Origin of the sequence: Paracoccus jeotgali (assembly GCF_002865605.1) — a bacterium.
Classification (GTDB): Bacteria; Pseudomonadota; Alphaproteobacteria; order Rhodobacterales; family Rhodobacteraceae; genus Paracoccus; species Paracoccus jeotgali.
On sequence record NZ_CP025583.1, the window covers coordinates 3,082,044 to 3,102,995 of the forward strand.

The following is a 20,952-nucleotide window of genomic DNA, read 5'->3' on the forward strand; positions in this document are numbered from 1 at the left end:
GCCGATGCCCGGAAACCTGCGCACCTTCATCCTGATGGCGGCGATGACGGCGCTGCTGATGGCGCTTGGCGGGCTGATCGGCGGGCGCGGCGGGGCGATCATGGCGCTGGTCTTTGCCGGCGTCGGCAATATCTGGGCGTGGTGGAACAGCGACAAGGCGATGCTGCGCCAGCAACAGGCGATCCCGGTCACCGCCGAGACCGCGCCCGACCTGCTGGCGCTGGTTGCGGGGCTGGCGGACCGCGCCGGGCTGCCGATGCCGGCGGTCTATATCATGCAGCAGGACCAGCCCAACGCCTTCGCCACCGGCCGCAACCCGCAGAATGCTGCCGTCGCGGTCACCACCGGGCTGCTGCGGCTTTTGAACCGCGAGGAACTGGCCGGCGTCATCGCGCATGAGCTGGCCCATATCCGCAACCGCGACACGCTGACCATGACGGTCGCGGCCACCCTCGCCGGGGCGATCGCCATGCTGGGCAACTGGGCGCTGTTCATGGGCAACCGGAACGAGCGCGGCGGGTTGCTGGGCAGCCTGCTGATGATGATCCTCGCCCCGCTTGCCGCCGGGATGCTGCAGATGGCGGTGTCGCGGGCGCGAGAGTTCCACGCCGATGCGCAGGGGGCCCGGATCGCGGGCCAGACGCGCGGGCTGTCGAACGCGCTGCGCAAGATCTCTGCCGCCGCCGGGCGGGTCGTGAACGAACCGGCCGAGCGCAACCCGGCCTCGGCCGCGATGTTCATCATCAACCCGCTGTCCGGCCTGCGCATGGACAGCCTGTTCCGCACCCACCCGCCGACCGAGGCGCGGCTGGCGGCGCTTGACGCATTGGACCTGCATGGACAACCCTGACCCGACGCTGCGCCCCGAACCGCTGCCCGAGGACGAGCCCGGCCGCGCCCTGCGCCCGCAGGCACTGCGCGAGTTCGTGGGCCAGGCCGAGGCGCGCGCCAACCTCGCCGTCTTCATCGAAAGCGCCCGCCGCCGGGGCGAGGCGATGGACCACACGCTGTTTCACGGCCCGCCCGGCCTCGGCAAGACCACGCTGGCGCAGATCATGGCGCGCGAACTGGGCGTCAGCTTCAAGATGACCTCGGGACCGGTGCTGGCGCGGGCGGGGGATCTGGCCGCGATCCTGACCAATCTGGAAGCCCGAGACGTGCTGTTCATCGACGAGATCCACCGCATGAACCCGGCCGTGGAAGAGGTGCTCTATCCCGCGATGGAGGATTACGAGCTGGACCTGATGATCGGCGAGGGCCCCGCCGCCCGCACCGTCCGGATCGAGCTGCAGCCCTTCACGCTGGTTGGCGCGACGACCCGCCTTGGTCTGTTGACGACGCCGCTGCGCGACCGCTTCGGCATCCCGACGCGGCTGCATTTCTATACGATCCCGGAACTCGACCTGATCGTGCAGCGCGGGGCGCGGCTGATGGGCATGGGCGCCGATCCCGAAGGCACGCTGGAGATCGCCCGTCGCGCCCGTGGCACCCCCCGCATCGCCGGCCGGCTGCTGCGCCGCGTGGCCGATTTCGCGCTGGTCGAGGGCGACGGGCGGCTGACGCGGGCCATCGCCGACAGCGCGCTGACTCGGCTGGGGGTGGACGATCTGGGCCTCGACGGGGCCGACCGCCGCTATCTGACGCTGATCGCCGAGAATTACGGCGGCGGCCCGGTCGGGGTCGAGACGCTGTCGGCGGCGCTGTCGGAAAGCCGCGACGCCATCGAAGAGGTGATCGAGCCCTATCTGCTGCAACAGGGCCTGATCGCCCGCACACCGCGCGGCCGGATGCTGGCCAGCAAGGGCTGGCGGCATCTGGGGCTGGACGCCCCGGCGCCGCCCGCGCAGCCGGGTTTGTTCGAAAGCTAGCCAGACGAGGGGGGAAGGAATGGAGATCGACAGCCGCATCCGCGACAGTTTCGGGCGCCAGACGATGATGCAGACGCTGGGGGCGACCCTCGACAGCGTGGAATCGGGCCGGGTGGTGATCGTCGCGCCGATCCTGCCCACGGTGCTGCAACAGCAGGGGGCGGGACATGCGGGGCTGGCCTTCTCGATCGGCGATTCGGCGGCGGGGTACGCGGCGCTGACGGTGATGGAGGAGGGCGTCGAGGTGATGACGGTCGAGATGAAGATCAACCTGATGGCCCCCGCGCTGGGCGAGCGCCTGCGCGCCGAGGGCCGGGTGATCCGCGCCGGCCGCCGCATCGTCGTCGTCGCCGCCGATGTCTGGGCCGAGACCGGCGAGACGCGGAAACACGTCGCGATGCTGCAGGGGACGATGATCCCGGTGTGAGCGGGCGGGCGGGTTCAGGGATTCGGGCGCCGATGGGGCGGCCGCCTGACCCGGCAAGGCGCGGGTTCGTCAGACGGGCAGGATGGTTTGGTCGCGCTATCCCGGAGGGGGCCTTACCTCTCGCCGGGCGGGGGGGTGCAAGGCGCGGTTTTCCCGGCGAGGCAACGCCGCTTTTCATCCAGGTCCCGGCGCGGCCCGCCTCAAGCCGCGTCGTTTTGACTGCGAGATCAGGCGCGACGCGCCAAGCCGCACCCGTCGCTAGCGCAGGTTCCGGCGCGACCCGCTCTCACACGCCGCGCCGTTCCTCGGTTTCAGGCCCGTTCCAGCAGCGACTCGCCGCCCGAGACGGTGCATTGGCCGGGCGAGGTCTCAGCCTGAAGCGCGGTGATCTTGCCGTCCTCGACCAGCATCGCGTAGCGCTTGGAACGGCCGAACAGCCCCGCCTGCGGGGCGTCGAACGCCATCCCCATCGCCTTGGTGAATTCCCCGTCGGCATCGGCGAGGAAGGTCAGCCCGGCCTCGTCCGCGCCGGTGTCGCGTGCCCAGGCGGCCATGACGAAGGGGTCGTTGACGCTGATGCAGACGATCCGGTCGACGCCTTTCTCGCGAAACTGGTCGGCGGTGCGGATGAAGCTGGGGACGTGCTGGGTCGAGCAGGTGCCGGTATAGGCGCCGGGCAGCGCAAAGATCGCCACGCGGCCGGTCGCGTAATCGGCCATGTCGACGGTTTCGGGGCCATTCTCGCCGGATTTCAGCAGCTTGCCTTGCGGCAGTTGGTCGCCTTCGCTGATGGTCATGGGAGTATCCTTTCTGGTTGCAGGGTCAGCCTAGCGGGCGCACCTGCCGCCGGAAAGGGTCAGTCTGCCTCGATTTCCGACAGAAACGCCTGACCGAACCGGTCGAGCCGCGCCTCGTCCAGGATGCGGCCCAGCGCGCCGCGGCTGGCGGGCCGGGTTTCGGCGATGCGGCGAAGCTGCCCGGTCGAGCAGGAGAGCGGCTTCTCCGTCCCGTCCACCCCGCGCGCAAGCTGCATCTGCGCGTCGGCCAGCCGGTCGAACAGCGCCCCCGCCGGCCGTCCCGCCAGCGCGCGCCGGGCCGGGTGCATGTCCGGCACCTCGCCCGCGATCACGGACAGGAACGCCGCGCCATAGCTTTCCAGCTTCTTCGCGCCGACCCCGTTGATCCGCGCCATCTCGTCCAGTGTCTGCGGGCGGCGTTCGGCCATCTCCTGCAGGGTGCGGTCGGGGAAGATGACATAGGCGGGCACCCGCGCGGCCTCGGACAGGGCCCGCCGCTTGGCCTTGAGGGCGGAAAACAGCGGCGCATCCTCTTCTGCCACCTGCATCTTGGGGACGAAGGCGGGCTTGGCGCGGCGCAGGCTGTCCTCGCGCAGGGTCACGGTCTGCTCGCCGCGCAGGATCGGGTGGGCGGCGTCGGTGATGTGCAGCGCGCCGTGGCGGGAAGGGTCGGGGCGGCAGAGGTCCAGCCCCATCATCTGCCGGACGATCGCCTGCCATTGCGCGCGCGACCATTCCGCCCCGACGCCAAAGGTCGGCAGCTGGTCATGCCCGCGCTCGCGCAGCTTTTCGGTCGCGTTGCCGGTCAGGATGTCGATGACATGCCCCGCGCCAAAGCGTTCGCCGCTGCGCAGCATGGCCGACAGCGCCATCTGCACCGGGCGCGTGGCGTCGAACAGCACCGGCGGCGCGTCGCAGAGATCGCAGTTCCCGCAGGGCGCGGCCGTCTCGCCGAAATAGGACAGCAGACGGACGCGGCGGCAGCCGGTCGCCTCGGCCAGACCCAGCAGCGCGTTCAGCCGGGCGTGGTCGGCCTGCTTGCGGTCGTCCTGAGCCAGCCCCTCGTCGATCTGGGCGCGGCGCATCCGGATGTCATCGGGACCGTAGAGGGTCAGCGTCTCGGCCGGCAGGCCGTCGCGGCCGGCGCGGCCGATTTCCTGATAATAGGCCTCGATGGATTTCGGCAGGTCGGCATGGGCGACCCAACGGATGTCGGGCTTGTCGATGCCCATGCCAAAGGCCACGGTGGCGGCGACGATCAGCCCGTCCTCGCGCTGGAACCGGGCCTCGGCGTCGCGCCGGGCCTGCGCCTCCATCCCGCCGTGGTAATGCAGGGCGGAATGACCGGCGGCGTTCAGCGCGGTGGCCAGCGCCTCGGTCTTGGCGCGGCTGCCGCAATAGACGATGCCCGACTGTCCGGGCCGGGCAGCGGCAAAGTCGAGGATCTGCCGGCGCGGCCCGTCCTTGGCCTGAAACGCCAGATGGATATTGGGCCGGTCGAAGCCGCGCAGGAAGGTCTGGGGGGTGGCGTCGCCGAACAGGCGGCTGACGATCTCGGTCCGGGTTTCGGCGTCGGCGGTGGCGGTGAATGCCGCCAGCGGCACGCCGAGCGCCTGTTTCAGCGCCCCGATCCGCAGATAGTCGGGGCGGAAATCGTGGCCCCACTGGCTGACGCAATGCGCCTCGTCCACCGCAATGGCGGTGACACCTGACCGGCGCAACAGCGCCAGCGTCCCGCCCGAGGCCAGCCGTTCCGGCGCCATGTAAAGCAGCTTCAGCGCGCCGTCATTCAGCGCGGCAAAGACCTGATCGGTCTCGTCCTCGGTATTGCCCGAGGTCAGCGCCCCGGCGGCGACCCCGGCCTCGCGCAAGGCGCGGACCTGGTCGCGCATCAGCGCGATCAGCGGCGAGATCACCACCGTCACCCCGTCGCGCATCAGCGCCGGAAGCTGGTAGCACAGCGATTTGCCGCCGCCGGTCGGCATGATCGCCAGCACATCGCGTCCCGCCGCGACCGCCTCGACGATTTCCTGCTGGCCGGGGCGGAAATCGTCAAAGCCGAAGATCTGGCGCAGCAGGTCCGCAGGCATGTCAGCCGTAGAAGAAGGCGGCGTTGTTCTGCATCGCCATGCGGATGACGACGATGCCGATGAACACCACCAGCGGCGCCAGATCCAGTCCGCCCGCATAGGGCAGCAGGCGGCGGATCGGGGCGTAAAGCGGCTCCAACAGGCGGTTCAGCCCGTCCCAAAGCTGGGCCACCAGCGGCTGGCGCAGGTTCAGCACCTGAAAGTTGATCAGCCACGACATGATGATATGCGCGATCATCACGAACCACAGGATGTCCAGCAGCAGCATCACGACCTGATAGAATGTGGTCATGCCCTCAACCCTCAATCAGGATGCGCAGGATGCGGCGCAGCGGCTCGGCCGCGCCCCACAAAAGCTGGTCGCCGACGGTGAAGGCGCCCAGATACTCCGGCCCCATCGCCAGCTTGCGGACGCGGCCGACCGGGATGGTCAGCGTGCCGGTGACGGCGACCGGGGTCAGCGCCTCCATCGTCGCCTGCTTTTCGTTCGGGACCAGCTTTACCCAGTCATTGTCCGAGGCGATCATCCCCTCGATCTCGTCCAGCGGCACGTCGCGGGTCAGCTTGAAGGTCAGCGCCTGGCTGTGGCAGCGCATGGCGCCGATGCGGACGCAGAAACCGTCGATCGGGATCGCCTCGCCGCCCGGCACGCCGATGGCGTCTTCGCCCAGACCGAGGATCTTGTTCGTCTCGGCCATGCCCTTCCATTCCTCGCGCGACACGCCGTTGCCCAGATCCTGGTCGATCCACGGGATCAGCGAGCCGCCAAGGACGGCGCCGAACTGCGCGGACTCGTCGCTGTCCAGCATCGCCCGCTGCCGGGCCAGCACCTTGCGGTCGATTTCCAGAATCGCGGATTTCGGGTCGTCCAGCAGGTCGCGGACCTCGGCGTTCAGGGTGCCATACTGGGTCAGCAATTCGCGCATGTGCTGCGCACCGCCGCCCGAGGCCGCCTGATAGGTCTGGGTGGTCATCCACTCGACCAGCCCGGCCTTGAACAGCGCGCCCACGCCCATCATCATGCAGGACACGGTGCAGTTGCCGCCGATCCAGTTGCGGTTGCCGGCGGCAAGGGCGCTGTCGATCTGCGGCCGGTTGACCGGGTCCAGCACGATCAGCGCGTCCTTTTCCATCCGCAGGGTCGAGGCCGCGTCGATCCAGTGCCCGTCCCAGCCCTGCGCGCGCAGGTCGGCAAAGACCTTCTTGGTATAGTCGCCGCCCTGACAGGTCAGGATCGCATCGCAGGATTTCAGCGTGTCGAGGTCATAGGCGTCGGCCAGCGGCGCGTCGCCGCGCGGGGCCTTGCCGCCCGCGTTCGAGGTCGAGAAGAACACCGGCTCGATCAGGTCGAAATCGCCCGAATCCGTCATCCGGTCCATCAGGACCGAGCCCACCATTCCCCGCCAGCCGATCAGGCCGACACGCGGCGTCTGCGTCATTGCCATCGTCATAATCCCCTGCGTTTTCGGCCCTGACCTATGTCAGCCGGGCCTCGCGTGCAAGCTGTCGCTGCGTCCGCGTTGACTTTGCGTCCCGGCGCTGCCAGCCCCTGTCGCGCAGCTAGAAGGGCCCCAGATGTATCCGCTGATCCGTTTCGCCAAAGAGATGATCAAGTTCCGCCGGGCGCCGCGTCTGGCGCCGCTGGGCACGCATGTCTCGGACCATATCTGCTGGCCATGGGATCTGGACCCGTGGATCGAGCTGAACAACGGCCGCACGCTGACGCTGTTCGATCTGGGCCGCATCCCGATGGCATCGCGGATGGGGCTGATCGGCCAGCTGCGCGCGCAGGGCTGGGGGATCACGGTCGCGGGCAGTTCGGTCCGCTATCGCCGCCGTGTCCGGGCGTTCCAGCGCTTTCGCATGACCTCGCGGGTGATCGGCTGGGACGCGCGTTTCGTCTATATCGAGCAGGCGATGTGGCGCGGGACCGATTGCTGCAACCACGCGCTGCTGCGCACGGCGGTCACCTCTGCCGAGGGCATCGTCCCGCCGCAACGGGTGCTGGACCTGCTGCAGGCCAGCCATCAGCCGCCGCCGCTGCCCGATTGGGTCGAGGCGTGGATCGCCGCCGAACAGACCCGGCCCTGGCCGCCGGAACTGCCGCCCGACGCGCAGGCGGCGCTGACCCGGTGACGGGCGGCGCAGCCGTGGCCGCGACCGGGGTGGGCGAAAAATCGTTGCCAATCAGTCCGCTTTCCGCCTTATCCTGCGCGCGCAGTCAGGCAGGGGGCAGTCAGGGTGAACCGAAAGCGCATCTGGGGGTGGTGGTTTTTCGATTGGGCGGGGCAGCCCTATCACACCCTGCTGGTCACCTTCATCTTCTCGATCTATTTCGCCGAGGTCGCCAAGCGCGCCTATATCGCGCAAGGCCACGACGTCATGCTGGCGGGCGCCCATGCGCAGACGCTGTGGGGGTATGGTCTGGCGATCAGCGGCGCGGTGATCGCGCTGCTTGCGCCGCTGCTGGGGGCGGTGGCGGACCGTTCCGGGCGCAAGCTGCCGTGGATCTGGTTTTTCTCCGGCATGGTCGTGGTCGGGGCCTCTGGCCTGTGGCTGCTGACCCCGCAGGACCCGCGCCTGATCACGGCGCTGGCGTTTTTCGGCGTCGGCCTGATCGGGATGGAGTTCGCGACCATCTTCACCAACGCCCTGCTGCCCGGCCTCGCGCCAAGGGACGAGATCGGGCGGCTGTCGGGGTCCGGCTTTGCCTTCGGCTATCTGGGCGGGCTGGTGGCGCTGGCGATCATGCTGCTGTTCTTTGCCGAGACGCCCAGCGGGCGGACCCTGCTGGGCATCCCGCCGCTGTTCGGGCTGGACCCGGCCTTGCGCGAAGGCACGCGCTTTGTCGGGCCGTTCACGGCGCTGTGGTATGCGGTCTTCATGCTGCCCTTCTGGTTCTGGGTGACAGAGCCGAAGGGCCTGCGGATGGGGCCGATCAGCCTGCGCGCGGCGGCTGCCGATCTGTGGCAGACCGTCAAGGGGCTGCGGCAGCGGCGCAGCCTGGCGGTCTGGCTGGTGTCGTCGATGCTGTCGCGGGACGGGCTGAACGCGCTTTACGGCTTTGGCGGGGTCTATGCCGGCACGGTGCTGGGCTGGCCGGTGTTCCTCTCGGGCGTGTTCGGCGTGGTCAGCGTCATCTCGGCGGCGGTGATCTCGTGGCTGGGCGGGCGCGCCGACCGGCGCTATGGGCCCAAGCCGGTGATCGTGAGCGCGATCCTGCTGCTGACGCTGGTCTGCGTCATCATCGTCGGCATGACGCGGGAAACCCTGTTCGGCCTGTCGCTGGCAGCGGGCAGCCGGGTGCCGGATGTCATGTTCTTCATCTGCGGGGCGATGATCGGCGGCGCGGGCGGGGCGATGCAGGCGGCCTCGCGCACGCTGACGGTGCGCCACACCAGCGACGAGCGCGCGACCGAGGTGTTCGGTCTTTATGCGCTGTCGGGCAAGGCCACCGCCTTCCTCGCGCCCTTCCTGATCGCGCTGGTCACCGACCTGACCGGCAATCAGCGGATCGGGGTCACGCCGCTGATCGTGATGTTTCTTCTGGCCCTGTTCCTGCTAAGATGGGTCAACAAGAACGGAGAGGGGCCGCAGTGATCCGCAAATTTCTTCTGACCGTCGCCGCAGCGGCGGCCTTGGCGATGCCCGCCATGGCCGACCCGCTGGCCAAGGATGTCTTCGGCCGCGTGCCCGGCCCGACCGCCGGAACCCCGGTGTCGATCGGCACCTACAGCAAGGGCTGCGTCTCGGGCGCGGCGCAACTGCCGGAAAGCGGGCCGACATGGCAGGCCATGCGGCTGTCGCGCAACCGCAACTGGGGCCATCCCGACATGGTCGGTTTCGTCATGGGCCTGTCGCAGGCGGCGGCCAAGATGGGCTGGAAGGGCATCTATGTCGGCGATATGAGCCAGTCGCGCGGCGGGCCGATGCTGACCGGCCATGCCAGCCATCAGTTGGGGCTGGACGCCGATATCTGGATGCTGCCGCCCGCCAGCCTGTCGCTGACGCCGGCGCAGCGCGAGAGCATCTCGTCGATCTCGGTCGTGGCCAAGAACGGGCTGGGCGTGAACGGCAACTGGACGCGCGGCCATGCCGGGCTGATCCAGTCGGCCGCCATGGACCCGCGCGTCGACCGCATCTTTCTGGACGCCGCGATCAAGGTTGCGATGTGCGACATGAACGGCGACCGGGGCGCGTGGCTGCAAAAGCTGCGGCCGACGCCGAACCACGATTACCACTTCCACGTCCGGCTGAACTGCCCGGCGGGCAGCGGCACGGGGTGCCAGAACACCGCCGCACCGGTGGCCGCGCTGTCGGGCAACGACAATGGCTGCGGCGCGGCGCGTCAGGAACTCGCCTATCGCGCCAACCCCTCGACCCGGCCGAAATACACGCCTGACCCGGATTACCGCCATCCGCGCAGCTTCCGCCTAAGCGAGATGCCCCGGCAATGTCAGGCCGTCGCGACCGCCCGGTGATCCTTGCCGCGCTGCTGTTCCTGCTGGCCGGACCGGCGCTCGCGGCCGAGGCCGATGGCGCCCGGCCGCAGATGGAATACATCGCCACCCATGTCTGGCGCGAGCCTGATGCCGATTTCGGCGGGTTCTCGGGCATTGAGGTGTCTGAGGACGGGTCGCAGTTCCACGTCATCACCGACCGCGCCTGGATCCGCTGGGGCCGGATCGAGCGGGACAGCGCCGGCCGCATCCGCGATCTGACCACGCTGGGCCGCGCGCAGTTGCAGGACAGTCAGGGCCGACCGCTGCCGCCGGGCCGGCTGGGCGACAGCGAGGGGCTGGCCATCGCCACCGACGGCACCATCTATGTCAGCTTCGAAGGCCTGAACCGGGTGGCGCGCTATGACGACCCGGACGGCCCGGCGACGCCCCTGCCGATCCCCGAGGAATGGGCCGAGCTGGTCACCAATGAGGGGTTCGAGGCGCTGGCGATCACCGATGACGGCGATGTGCTGACCCTGCCCGAATACGCGCCCGACGGCCGCAGCTTTCCGATCTGGCGCTATCGCGACGGCGCATGGGCGCAGCCCTTTTCCATTCCCGGCGATCCCGACTGGCAGGCGGTCGGGGCGGATATGGGGCCGGATGGACGGCTCTATCTGCTCGAGCGGAATTTCCGCTGGCTGCTTGGCTTTCGCTCGCGCGTGCGGCGGATGGAGCTGACCGAGACCGGCCCCCAGCAGATCGAAACCCTGCTGACCACCAGCACCCTGCAATACGACAATCTTGAGGGCATCGCCGTCTGGTCCGACGATCTGGGCATCCGCATCACGATGATTTCTGACGATAATTTCCTGCCCGTGCAGCGCACCGAGGTCGTCGAATACCGGATCATCGACCCCACGCCCTAGCCGCGCGTCCCCGTTGACAATCCGCGCGTCACGGCGCATCTAGCTGCCGTCCGCCTCGCGGGCCGAGTTTTTCCGCCACCTTGTAAAACGGAAGCATCCATGACCCGCTTTCTTCCCGGCGTGATCGCCATGGCCGCCATTGTCGTGGCCTCCAACATTCTTGTGCAGTTTCAACTGGGCGCGCATCTGACCTGGGGCGCGATCACCTATCCCTTTGCCTTTCTGGTGACGGATGTGATGAACCGCGTCTATGGTGCGAGGGCGGCGCGGCGCGTGGTGCTGGCCGGGTTTGTCACCGGGGTCGCTTGTTCGCTGCTGGCGGCCGGGATGGAGCGCACGACGCTGCGCATCGCCACCGCCTCGGGCACCGCCTTCCTGCTGGCGCAGCTTGTCGATATCGGCATCTTCAACGCCATGCGGCATCTGTCGGGCTGGTGGAAGGCGCCGCTGGTGTCGTCGCTGCTGGGCTCGATCCTGGATACCACGCTGTTCTTCTCGATCGCGTTTTCGACCAGCTTTGCGTTCATCGACCGGGCCGACGACGTCGCCTGGGCGAATGAGATGGTGCCGCTCCTGGGTCTTGGGCCCGACGCGCCGGTCTGGACCTCGCTCGCCATGGCTGACTGGCTGATGAAGCTGGCGCTGGCCCTGCTGGCGCTTGTGCCCTTCCGCCTGATCGTCCGCAACATGTTGCGTCAGCCCTCGCGGATTTAGAGTTGACATATTGCGGCGCTGTGGCAACCTGCCCAGACGTGGCAACATATTGAAAGGAGGTGGTCCAGTGTCGAGAGTGATATTGGAGAGAGGTGTCGGGACAGTCGGGGGGGCCGCGGCCTGAGGGCAATCCCAAGGGTTCAGAACCCTGGCTGGGACGGACGGATCTTTCGATCCCTAACCGGACCATCTCCGTAGATCTCGCGGGCCGCGACCGAAAGGCGCGGCCCGTTCTGCATTTTTAGCCTTCGGGTCGGTGCGGATTCACAATGGGTTAGGATGTTTCGGTTACTGCGGAACCATGTCCGACCGGAATCAGCCAGACCGACCGCAGCACGGCGCCCAACGCAGGCGCCTGGTGCTGGTCGTCGATGGCAGTCGCGCCCACCGCGCCATGATCCGCATCCACCTGACCCGCGCTGGCTATGAGGTGGCCGAGGCCGACACCGGCGAGGCCGCGCTGGAGTTCTGCCAGACCCGCTGGCCCGATGTGGTGATGTCGGACTGGGTGATGGCGGGCATGACCGGGCCGCAGCTGTGCCAGCATCTGCGGGCGGCGGGGCGCAACGCCTATGTGTTTTTCATCCTGCTTTGCGTCAAGGACCAGCCCGCCGATATCGCCTTTGGTCTCGAGGCCGGGGCCGACGAGTTTCTGACCAAGCCCTGTTCCGCCGCCGAATTGCTGGCCCGTCTGCGCGCCGGCATCCGCATCCTGCGGCTGCAGGACGAGACCCACCGCGCCAACCAGCGGCTGAAACAGACGCTGTCGGCGCTGCGTGCCGCGCAGGTGGCGATGGACCGCGACCTGAACGAGGCCCGCCGCCTGCAGCAGGGCCTGATCGGCGAGCGGCAGGCCAAGTTCGGCGATTTCGACGTCTCGAACCTGCTCAGCCCGGCGGGTCATGTCGGCGGCGATCTGACCGGCAGCTTTGCGATCAATGCCCGCCGTTTCGGTGTGTTCGCCATCGACGTGTCCGGCCACGGGGTCGCGGCGGCGCTGCTGACGGCGCGGCTGGCGACGCAGTTCTCGCATTCGGTGGACCAGAACGCGGCGCTGTTCATCAACGATCTGGGGCTTTACGATTCGCGGCCGCCCTCGATTCTGGCGCGTTACCTCAATCACCTGATGCTCGCCGATCTGCGCGTGGATACCTATTTCACCATGGTCTACGCCGTGATCGACCAGAGCAACGGGCAGGTGACGCTGGTCCAGGCCGGGCATCCCCACCCGCTGCTGCAACGCGCCGATGGCTCGGTCGAGGTGATCGGGCAGGGCGGGCTGCCCATCGGGGTGGTCGAGGACGCCCAATATGACGAGGTGACGCTGACGCTGGAGCCGGGCGACCGGCTGCTGATCGCCTCGGACGGGGTCTGGGACGCGACCAATGCCGCCGGGCAGATGCTGGGCGAAGAGGGGATGCGCGCGATCTTCCAGACCAACCAGCTGAACCGCGGCCAGGCCTTTGTCGAGGCGATGAGCTGGTCGGTGCTGGCCTTCGCCGGCGGCCGCCAGCAGGACGACGTCTCCGCCGTGCTGATCGAGCGGCAGAGGGCGCCGTGACAGGCCGGCATGGCTTCGGGCCGCCTGCGGCGGGATACGGGGCCGCCGCCTTCGCCGGCGGCCGCCAAGGGGATTGCCGCTGTGCTGATCGACCGGCAGGTGGCACCGTGACGGCGTGGCATGGGTCCGGGCCGCATCTGGCGGGACTGGTGGTCGCCGCCTCAGCCGGCGGACAATTCCGCCATCGCCGCCTCGGCCAGCTCTTTCTGGCGGGCCACAGCCGCGCGTTTCACCGGGCCATAGCCGCGCATCAGCTGCGGCGCGCCGAGGATCTGGACTGCGGCCTCGGCCGCGGCGTCCTGCCGGTCGGGCGACGCACTCGCAAGCATCGGCGGCAGGTCGTGCAGGATCGCCTCGAACCAGCCGATCAGCTCTCGCTCTTCCCGCCGCTCGGCGCTGTAGGAGAAGGGGTCGAGCGTCCCGCCCCGCAGCGATTTCCCCCGCGCCATGACGCGCAGCAGGGGCGTCAGCCACGGCCCGAAGCTGCGCTTGACCGGGCGTCCGCGCGCATCCTTGCGGGCGGGCAGGAAGGGCGGCGCCAGATGATAGACGACGCGCCCGCCCTGCCAGTCCTTCGCCAGCTTGTCGGTAAAGCCGGGATCGGTCAGCAGGCGCGCGACCTCGTATTCATCCTTGTAGGCCATCAGCCGGAACAGCGACTGCGCCGCGATCCGCGTCAGGTCGTCGGGAATCGCGTCGGGCAGCGCCTGCTGGAACTGCTTGATCCTGCTTTCGAACCGCTCGGCATAGGCGCGGTCCTGATAGGCCGAAAGCTCCTGCGACAGCCGCGCGATCAGGGCGGGCGTCGTCTCGGGCGCCTCGGGCTGGCCGGGCAGGGGCAGGCGTTCGGGCGCGGCTGCCAGCACGCGGCCCAGATCGATGGCGCGCAGGTTCATCTCGACCGCCGTGCCGTTCAGCCGGATCGCCTCGCGCAGCGCCTCGAGGCTGACCGGCACCAGCCCCGACTGCCACGCATGACCCAGCAGCAGCACATTGGCAAAGACGCTGTCGCCCAGCAGATGCTGGGCCAGACGGTTGGCGTCCAGCGCCATGACATGTTCGCGACCGACCGCCTGCGCGATGGCGTCAAGCCGGTCGTCGATCCGCAGATCGGCGTCGGGGTTCAGCACCAGATCGCCGGTGGGCATCTTTGCAAGGTTCAGCAATACCCGCGTCCCGCGCCGATACAGCGCCGACGCGCGCGGGGCCGAGGCCACGACAATATCGCAGCCGATGACCGCGTCGGCGGCGCCGTTCTCGATCCGCAGCTGGTTGATCTGCTCAGGCGTGTCGGCCAGCCGGACATAGCCCAGGACCGTGCCGAATTTCTGCGCGAACCCTGTGAAATCCAGCACCGAGGCGCCGTTGCCCTCAAGATGCGCGGCCATGGTGACCAGCGCGCCCACCGTCACCACCCCGGTCCCGCCGACGCCGCCGATCAGCAGGTCGAAGGGGCGTTTCAGGCTGGGCAGCTCGGGATGCGGCAGGCCCGACAGCGCCGCGCTCAGGTCCAGATCGGCGGCCTGGTCCTTGGCCCGCGTCGCGCCTTCCAGCGTAACGAAGCTGGGGCAGAACCCGCCTAGGCACGAGAAATCCTTGTTGCAGCTGTTCTGGTTGATCTGCCGCTTGCGGCCAAAGGGCGTCTCGATCGGCTCGACCGACAGGCAGTTCGACGCGACCGAGCAATCGCCGCAGCCCTCGCAGACCCGGTCGTTGATCACCACCGAGCGCGCCGGCTCGGGCGCCAGCCCGCGCTTGCGGCGGCGGCGCAGTTCGGTGGCGCAGGTCTGCTCGTAGATCAGCACCGACACGCCGGGGATCTCGCGCAATTCGCGCTGCACCCGGTCGAGCCGGTCGCGAGGGTCAAAGCTGGTCTCGGCGGGAAATTCGCTGCGGGCGAACTTGTCGGGGTTGTCGCTGACCACGGCGATGCGGGTCACGCCCTCGGCCCGGCAGGACTGGGCGATGGCGGCGGCGCTGATCGGCCCGTCGACCGGCTGCCCCCCGGTCATGGCGACGGCATCGTTATACAGGATCTTGTAGGTGATGTTCGCACCACCCGCGACCGCTTGACGAATGGCCAGCGAGCCCGAATGATACCACGTCCCCTCGCCCAGGTTCTGGAAGATGTGCTTGCCGCCATTATAGCGCTGCCGGGCGATCCACGGCACGCCCTCGCCACCCATCTGGGCGTAGCCGACCGTCTCGCGGTCCATCCAGCTTGCCATGACATGACAGCCGATGCCCGACGCCGCCATGCTGCCCTGCGGCAGCTTGGTCGAGGTGTTGTGCGGACAGCCCGAACAGAACCACGGCGTCCGCGTCGCCCCCGCAACATTCATCGTCAGATCCGGCACCTGCATCAGCCCGGCGGCGCGGGCAGGCAGGTTTTCGTCGGGAAAGTGACGGTGCAGCCGCTGGGCGAGGATCGGGACCAGCAGACGCGGCGACAACTCGCCCGAGAACGGGATCAGCGGCGCGCCGGTCTCGTCATGCTTGCCCACCATCGCCTGCGGCTTGTCGCCGGGCCAGTCGTAGAAATGTTCCTTGAACTGGCTTTCGATGATGCCGCGCTTTTCCTCGATCACCAGCACCTCGGCCTTGTGACGCATGAAGCGCAGCGCGTCGCGGCGGGCCAGCGGCCAGACCATCCCGACCTTGTAGATGTCGATCCCGAGGCGGCGGCAGGCGGCCTCGTCCAGCCCCAGCAGGCGCAGCGCCTCCATCAGGTCGAGATGCCCCTTGCCGGTGGTCACGATGCCAAAGGATGCGTCGCGGATGTCATAGATGCGCCGGTCGATGGGGTTGGCCTCGACAAAGGCCTCGACCGCGCGCAGCTTGTGGGTCAGCCGTGTCTCGATTTCTGGGCTGGGCAGGTCGGCGCCGCGGATATGCAGCCCGCCCGGCGGCGGATCGAAGGGCGGCAGGGTGAACTGCCGGTCCGCCGGCAGCTCGACCGAGGCCCCGGATTCGACCGTCTCGGAAATCGCCTTGAAGCCGACCCAGGTGCCGGAATAGCGCGACAGGGCATAGCCATACTCGCCAAAGCTGAGATATTCCGCGACGGAGGCCGGGTTCAGCACCGGCATGAACCACGCCATGAAAGCCACGTCCGACTGGTGCGGCATCGAGGACGAGACGCAGCCGTGATCGTCGCCCGCGACCACCAGCACACCGCCCTTGGGTGCGCTGCCATAGGCGTTGCCGTGGCGCAGCGCGTCGCCCGAGCGGTCCACCCCCGGCCCCTTGCCATACCACATCGCAAAGACGCCCTCGACCCGCGCGTCGGGGTCCAGCACCGCCTGCTGCGCGCCCAGAACCGCGGTCGCCGCCAGATCCTCGTTCACCGCCGGCAGAAATATGATGTCCGCCTGCTTCAGCCGCGATTTGGCCCGCCACAGCTCTTGATCGACGCCACCCAGCGGCGAGCCGCGATAGCCCGAGACATAGCCCGCCGTGTTCAGCCCGGCCGCACGGTCGCGGCGCGCCTGATCCAGCAGGACCCGGACAAGGGCCTGGGTTCCGGTCAGAAACACCCGTCCGGTGGTTGCGTCATAGCGATCTTTCAGCCGATAGCTGTGCGGCGCGTGGTCCCGCATGGCTCCTCCTTATGCGCGTTGCCTTGGCAGCATAGACCCAAATGCAGCGGAAATCCGGCAAAGTTGAAGCTGCTTTGCAAAAAATCGCCGATCTGGCGGGGCATGGTCCCGGCAGCAAGGCTTGCGGCTCCGGCAGGGGTCGTGACACGAAGAGCCGATCTGGAAAGAAGGTTGCGTCATGAGGGTTCTGATTACCGGCTCGGCCGGGTTCATCGGCTATCATTTGTCCGATTTGTTGCTGTCCGAGGGGCATGAGGTCGTCGGCCTGGACAGCCACAACGACTACTACGACCCGGCGCTGAAGGCCGCGCGCGAGGCGCGTCTGAGCGGACGCGACGGCTTTACGCCAGTGCGCGGCAAGGTCGAGACGCCCGGCCTGCTGGCAGAACTGTTCGCCCGCCACCGGCCCGAGGCGGTGGTCCATCTGGCCGCGCAGGCCGGGGTCCGCTATTCGATCGAGAACCCGCGCGCCTATGTCGAGGCCAATCTGCTGGGCAGTTTCGAGCTGCTCGAGGCCGCGCGCGCCCATCCGCCGCGCCACCTGCTGATGGCCTCGACCAGTTCCGTCTATGGCGCCAACACCGAGATGCCCTATCGCGAGACGGACAAGGCCGACAGCCAGATGTCCTTCTATGCCGCGACCAAGAAATCGAACGAGGCGATGGCGCATAGCTATGCGCATCTGTTCGACATTCCCACGACGATGTTCCGGTTCTTTACCGTCTATGGCCCCTGGGGGCGGCCGGACATGGCGCCTTACCTGTTCACCAGCGCGATCCTGGACGGGCGGCCGATCAAGGTCTTCAACCATGGCGACATGCGGCGCGATTTCACCTATGTCAGCGACCTGGTGCGGGCGATCCGGCTGCTGATCGACGCCGCGCCCGGCCGCCCGGCGACGCCGGATCAGATCGAGCCGGGCGACAGCCTCTCGCCCGTCGCACCGTGGCGGGTGGTCAATATCGGCAATGGCGAGTCGGTCCCGCTGCCCGAGTTCATCGCCGCGATCGAGGCCGCGTCGAACCGGCAGGCGATCCGCGAACTGCTGCCGATGCAGCCCGGCGATGTGCCCGCGACCTGGGCCGATACGGCGCTGCTGCGGCGATTGACGGGATACGCGCCGCAAACTTCGGTTCAGGAGGGCGCCCGGGCCTATGTGGCGTGGTTCCGGGAGTATTATGGGGTGAGTTGAGCGGCGAGAGCCGGAGGGGAGCCGCGGGCAAAACAGGCTGCGGAGAAAAGCTGCTTGCGGGCAGAAACCGCTTGCTGGGACGAGGACATCGCGGCAGCCCCGGTCAGGGCTTGGGTCAGGGCTTGGGTCAGGGCTTGGGTCAGGGCTTGGGTCAGGGCTTGGGTCAGGGCTTGGGTCAGGGCTTGGGTCAGGGCTTGGGTCAGGGCTTGGGTCAGGGCTTGGGTCAGGGCTTGGGTCAGGGCTTGGGTCACTTCCGCCCCGTGTCAGCCGCGTGCAGCCTTGGTCATACGACCAATCCGCCCAGCCTACGGCTGCGTCATCGCCGCTGACCATTCGGCCAGCAGGCTGGCGCGGCGGGCGCGGTCCTCGTCGACCAGCAGGCCGACATCCAGCGGGATCATCCGCAGATGGGGCGGCGGTGCGGGACCCTCATCCGCCAGAAGCGGTGTGCCGGACATCGCCACGATCCCCGCCTGCGCCGGGCGGGTCAGCAGCCATTCCAGCAGCATCGCGCCCCCTTCCGGGTCGGGCGCGTTCTGCGGCACGAAGGCGGTGCGCTGGATCGCCAGCGTGTAATCGGCGAAATCGAGCCGGATCATTTGCGGATCGTCGGCCAGCGTCCGCGCCGCATAGCTGGCCACGACATTATACGCCAGCGCCAGCTTGCCCGCCCGCAGATCCGCGATCATGTCGCCCGAGCAGCAATAGAGCCGGGCGTTCAGCCGGCCCATCACCTCGGCCAGACGCCAGAAGCCCTCGGATTTGCGCGCGTCCTGCGCCAGCAGGAAATAGCCCACGCCCGACACCGCCGGATCATAGCTGCCGATGCGGCCCTCGAACCGGTCGGGATGTTCGCGCAGCAGCGCCGTCAGTTCGCGCCGTGTCGCGGGCAGCGGCAGATCGCCAAGCGCGTCGCGCGAGATCAGTGCGATCACCGGTTCCAGCCCCACGCCGTAAAGCTGGCCGCGCCATTGCGCCCAGTCGGGCAGTCCGGGCGCGGGCAGGGCCAGCCGGCGCGCGAAGCCGTCATTGACCAGCCGCACCTGCAGGCCCATGGCCGAGGAAATGACCAGATCGGCGGGCGGCTCTGCTGCGCGGACGGCGGCGTCGATCTCGACACTCGCCGCCTGCAGATAGCGCAGCGTGATGCCGGCATGGCTGGCGGCGAAATCGTCCAGCACCTGTTCGACGGCCGCCACATCGGTCGTCGAGATCACGGTCAGATGCCGCGGGCCGGTGCCGAAGCTCGCCTCGGCCTCGATCTGCATGGCCTGCGCGGGCAGGGCGAGCAGGATCAGAGTGGCAAGAAGAATTGCGCGCATGTCCCACCTGTCGGTTGCGGGGTCAGGGTGAAGCGGCCGCGATGGGCGCGGGCGGCCTCGGCCACGATGGTCAGCCCGAGGCCAGAGCCGATGACGTCCTCGACGTTCTGGCCGCGCTGAAAGCGGGTGGCGAAGCCGCTGCCGCGCAGGCCGCGGCCCTGATCGCGGATGGTGATGACGGCCTGCCCCGCCGTGACCGTCAGCGCGGCGGTGATCGCGCCGTCGGGTTCGGAATATTTGATCGCGTTGTCCAGCAGGTTGCGCAGCGCGACCTCGATAATGCGGATGTCGCCGCGCAGGGTCAGGGGGCCGGGCGGCAGCTCGGCGGTCAGGCCGATATCGCGCATCTCGGCGATGGGGGCGACGCCGGCCACGACGTTGGACAGCAGGCGCGACAGGTCGAAATCCTCATGCGTCGGCCGCTCGGCCCGGTAGAGCACCATGGCGTGATCGAGGATCTGGTTGGCCGAGCGGCTGCTTTCCTCGACCGCGCGCAGGATGCGGCGCAGACGTTCGCGCATCTCGGGCGTGCGGGCCTGGCGCAGGGCGATGTCGGTTTCGGTCCTGACCAGCGACAGGGGCGTGCGCAGCCGGTGCGCGGCTTCCAGAATGAAATGCTCGGCCCGCGACAGCGTGTTGCGCAGCCGCGCGATCAGCCCGTTCAGCGCCGCGACCAGCGGCACCAGCTCTTGCGGGGCCGGGTGGCGGACCGGGCGCAGGTCATGGGCGCCGCGCAGACGCACGGCCTGGGCCAGCCGCTCGACCGGGCGCAGGGCAAGGCCCGCCGCCCACATCGCCAGCGGCAGCGCCAGCACCAGAAAGGCCAGCGCCAGCCCGGCGGCATTGCGCGCCGTGGTCCGGGCGATCTCGGCCTGGCCATAGCGGGTCTGGCCCAGCACGACCAGCAGACGCTGACTGCGGCCATCGACCAGCAGCGTCCGGCCCAGTGCCGCCAGCCGCAGATCGGCGTCGCGGTAGCGGGCGGAATAAAACCGCGCATCCTCGCTGTTGCGACGGTCGGCGCCGGGCGGCAGTGGCAGGTCGTCGTAACCCGTCACCGGCTGGTCATCCAGCGCGATGCGGTAGAAGACCCGTTCCTCGCCCATCGCGCCCAGCATCGAGAAACTGGCATAGGGCAGGTCGATCTCCAGCCCGTCATCCTGCGGCCGGATGTCGTCGGTGATCGAGCGCAGCGCCGCCCCCAGCACCGCGTCCGAGGCCGCCCCCGAGGCGCGCTCCGCCGTCACCCGCACCGCCAGAAATAGCGCCAGCGCCAGTATCAGCGCCAGCGCCACCCATTGCGCCGCCAGCCGCTGCCGAAGCGAGACGGGTGTCATTCCGGCAGCAGCCGGTAACCCAGCCCGCGCAGCGTTTCGAGCCGCGCGCCCGAGCCGTCCAGCTTGCGGCGCAGGCGGCCGACATAGACCTCGATCGCGTTGTCGCTGACCGTCTCATCATAGGAAAACAGCCGGTCGATCAGATGCGATTTGGAAAAGGTCTGGCCGGGCCGGGTCAGCAGGATCTCGAGCAGGCGCAGCTCGCGTGCGCGCAGCTCTCGGGTCTCGGCGCCGATGGTCAGGGTCGCGGCGAGGGGGTCGAAGGCAAAGCCCGCGAACTGCCGCAGGCTTTGCGCCACACCGCCGCGCCGCCGCAGGATGGCGCGGCAGCGGGCCTCTAGTTCGTTGAAATCAAAGGGCTTGGTCATGTAATCGTCAGCGCCGATGTCCAGCGTATCGACGCGGTCGCCGACGGCGGAACTGGCGGTCAGCACGATCACCGGCGTGTCGATGCCGCGCGCGCGGGCGCGGGTCAGGAATTGCCGCCCGTCGCCATCGGGCAGCGCCAGATCCAGCAGGATCAGGTCATAGGGCGCGCCGGCGGTGAAGTGATCGGCATCGTCGAGCGTGGCCGCGCGGTCCACCCCGTGGCCGTCCAATGACAGCCTTGCAACGATGGCCTGCGCCAGATCGTCGTTATCCTCGACCAGAAGAAAGCGCATTCCGCCGGAAAA

18 protein-coding genes are annotated in these 20,952 nt (G+C 68.6%); 10 read left to right on the top strand and 8 right to left on the bottom strand.

Translation table 11 applies throughout. The annotated features are described in order from the left end of the window. The first annotated feature begins 4 nt into the window (after window positions 1–4). The 3 genes from CYR75_RS14840 to CYR75_RS14850 are packed head-to-tail and all read left to right on the top strand — an operon-like array spanning window position 5 to window position 2,295. A complete protein-coding gene (locus CYR75_RS14840; protein ID WP_101500742.1) occupies window positions 5–850 on the top strand; it encodes a M48 family metalloprotease in 846 nt (281 codons plus the stop codon). Then, window positions 837–1,868 (top strand): Holliday junction branch migration DNA helicase RuvB, encoded by a 1,032-nt coding sequence (ruvB, locus tag CYR75_RS14845; protein ID WP_101500743.1) that lies wholly within the window; start codon window positions 837–839, stop codon window positions 1,866–1,868. Before CYR75_RS14840 ends, ruvB begins: the two co-directional genes overlap by 14 nt. Before the next feature lie 19 nt (window positions 1,869–1,887). Beyond that, window positions 1,888–2,295 (top strand): PaaI family thioesterase, encoded by a 408-nt coding sequence (locus CYR75_RS14850; protein ID WP_101500744.1) that lies wholly within the window; start codon window positions 1,888–1,890, stop codon window positions 2,293–2,295. Window positions 2,296–2,606: 311 nt separating this feature from the next. Here the strand turns inward: CYR75_RS14850 and CYR75_RS14855 are convergent, their stop codons facing one another. The 4 genes from CYR75_RS14855 to asd are packed head-to-tail and all read right to left on the bottom strand — an operon-like array spanning window position 2,607 to window position 6,627. Continuing rightward, window positions 2,607–3,092: a peroxiredoxin gene (locus CYR75_RS14855; protein ID WP_101500745.1), complete on the bottom strand. Its 486-nt coding sequence runs from the start codon at window positions 3,090–3,092 to the stop codon at window positions 2,607–2,609. Window positions 3,093–3,151: 59 nt separating this feature from the next. Beyond that, the gene (recQ, locus tag CYR75_RS14860; RefSeq protein WP_101500746.1) at window positions 3,152–5,182 is read right to left on the bottom strand and encodes a DNA helicase RecQ; all 2,031 of its coding nucleotides are present in this window, start codon (window positions 5,180–5,182) and stop codon (window positions 3,152–3,154) included. A 1-nt stretch (window position 5,183) separates the two neighbouring features. After that, the gene (locus tag CYR75_RS14865; protein ID WP_101500747.1) at window positions 5,184–5,474 is read right to left on the bottom strand and encodes a YggT family protein; all 291 of its coding nucleotides are present in this window, start codon (window positions 5,472–5,474) and stop codon (window positions 5,184–5,186) included. 4 nt (window positions 5,475–5,478) lie between these two features. Then, a complete protein-coding gene (asd, locus tag CYR75_RS14870; protein ID WP_264080893.1) occupies window positions 5,479–6,627 on the bottom strand; it encodes an aspartate-semialdehyde dehydrogenase in 1,149 nt (382 codons plus the stop codon). Between the two features lie 130 nt (window positions 6,628–6,757). Between asd and CYR75_RS14875 the strand changes: the two genes are divergently transcribed. The 6 genes from CYR75_RS14875 (at window position 6,758) to CYR75_RS14900 (ending at window position 12,828) form a co-directional block, all read left to right on the top strand. Next, the gene (locus tag CYR75_RS14875) at window positions 6,758–7,318 is read left to right on the top strand and encodes an acyl-CoA thioesterase (protein ID WP_101500748.1); all 561 of its coding nucleotides are present in this window, start codon (window positions 6,758–6,760) and stop codon (window positions 7,316–7,318) included. Between the two features lie 105 nt (window positions 7,319–7,423). Beyond that, window positions 7,424–8,782: an MFS transporter gene (locus CYR75_RS14880; RefSeq protein WP_101500749.1), complete on the top strand. Its 1,359-nt coding sequence runs from the start codon at window positions 7,424–7,426 to the stop codon at window positions 8,780–8,782. Next, window positions 8,779–9,663 carry a penicillin-insensitive murein endopeptidase gene (mepA, locus tag CYR75_RS14885; RefSeq protein ID WP_404825356.1) on the top strand — a complete coding sequence of 295 codons (885 nt, stop codon included), beginning with the start codon at window positions 8,779–8,781 and terminating at the stop codon, window positions 9,661–9,663. The genes CYR75_RS14880 and mepA overlap by 4 nt, the downstream gene beginning before the upstream one ends. Then, the gene (locus tag CYR75_RS14890; protein ID WP_101500751.1) at window positions 9,636–10,553 is read left to right on the top strand and encodes an esterase-like activity of phytase family protein; all 918 of its coding nucleotides are present in this window, start codon (window positions 9,636–9,638) and stop codon (window positions 10,551–10,553) included. Before mepA ends, CYR75_RS14890 begins: the two co-directional genes overlap by 28 nt. A gap of 99 nt (window positions 10,554–10,652) precedes the next feature. Next, window positions 10,653–11,267 (top strand): queuosine precursor transporter, encoded by a 615-nt coding sequence (locus CYR75_RS14895; protein ID WP_101500752.1) that lies wholly within the window; start codon window positions 10,653–10,655, stop codon window positions 11,265–11,267. Between the two features lie 301 nt (window positions 11,268–11,568). Then, window positions 11,569–12,828, top strand: coding sequence for a PP2C family protein-serine/threonine phosphatase (locus CYR75_RS14900; RefSeq protein ID WP_101500753.1), 1,260 nt, complete (start codon window positions 11,569–11,571; stop codon window positions 12,826–12,828). Between the two features lie 161 nt (window positions 12,829–12,989). Here CYR75_RS14900 and CYR75_RS14905 read toward each other — a convergent pair whose 3' ends face one another. Further along, complete coding sequence (locus CYR75_RS14905) at window positions 12,990–16,427, bottom strand: indolepyruvate ferredoxin oxidoreductase family protein (RefSeq protein WP_101500754.1); 3,438 nt, start codon at window positions 16,425–16,427, stop codon at window positions 12,990–12,992. Between the two features lie 178 nt (window positions 16,428–16,605). Here CYR75_RS14905 and CYR75_RS14910 point away from each other — a divergent pair, with 178 nt between their 5' ends. Beyond that, window positions 16,606–17,619, top strand: a complete 1,014-nt coding sequence (locus CYR75_RS14910) for an NAD-dependent epimerase/dehydratase family protein (protein ID WP_101500755.1) — start codon at window positions 16,606–16,608, stop codon at window positions 17,617–17,619. 305 nt (window positions 17,620–17,924) lie between these two features. Here CYR75_RS14910 and CYR75_RS14920 read toward each other — a convergent pair whose 3' ends face one another. Genes CYR75_RS14920 through CYR75_RS14930 form a run of 3 tightly spaced genes read right to left on the bottom strand, consistent with a single transcriptional unit; the run spans window position 17,925 to window position 20,940 of the window. After that, a complete protein-coding gene (locus CYR75_RS14920; RefSeq protein WP_101500757.1) occupies window positions 17,925–18,941 on the bottom strand; it encodes an ABC transporter substrate-binding protein in 1,017 nt (338 codons plus the stop codon). After that, window positions 18,914–20,278 carry a sensor histidine kinase gene (locus CYR75_RS14925; RefSeq protein WP_101500758.1) on the bottom strand — a complete coding sequence of 455 codons (1,365 nt, stop codon included), beginning with the start codon at window positions 20,276–20,278 and terminating at the stop codon, window positions 18,914–18,916. The genes CYR75_RS14920 and CYR75_RS14925 overlap by 28 nt, the downstream gene beginning before the upstream one ends. Beyond that, window positions 20,275–20,940, bottom strand: a complete 666-nt coding sequence (locus CYR75_RS14930; protein WP_101500759.1) for a response regulator transcription factor — start codon at window positions 20,938–20,940, stop codon at window positions 20,275–20,277. The genes CYR75_RS14925 and CYR75_RS14930 overlap by 4 nt, the downstream gene beginning before the upstream one ends. Window positions 20,941–20,952: the final 12 nt, after the last annotated feature.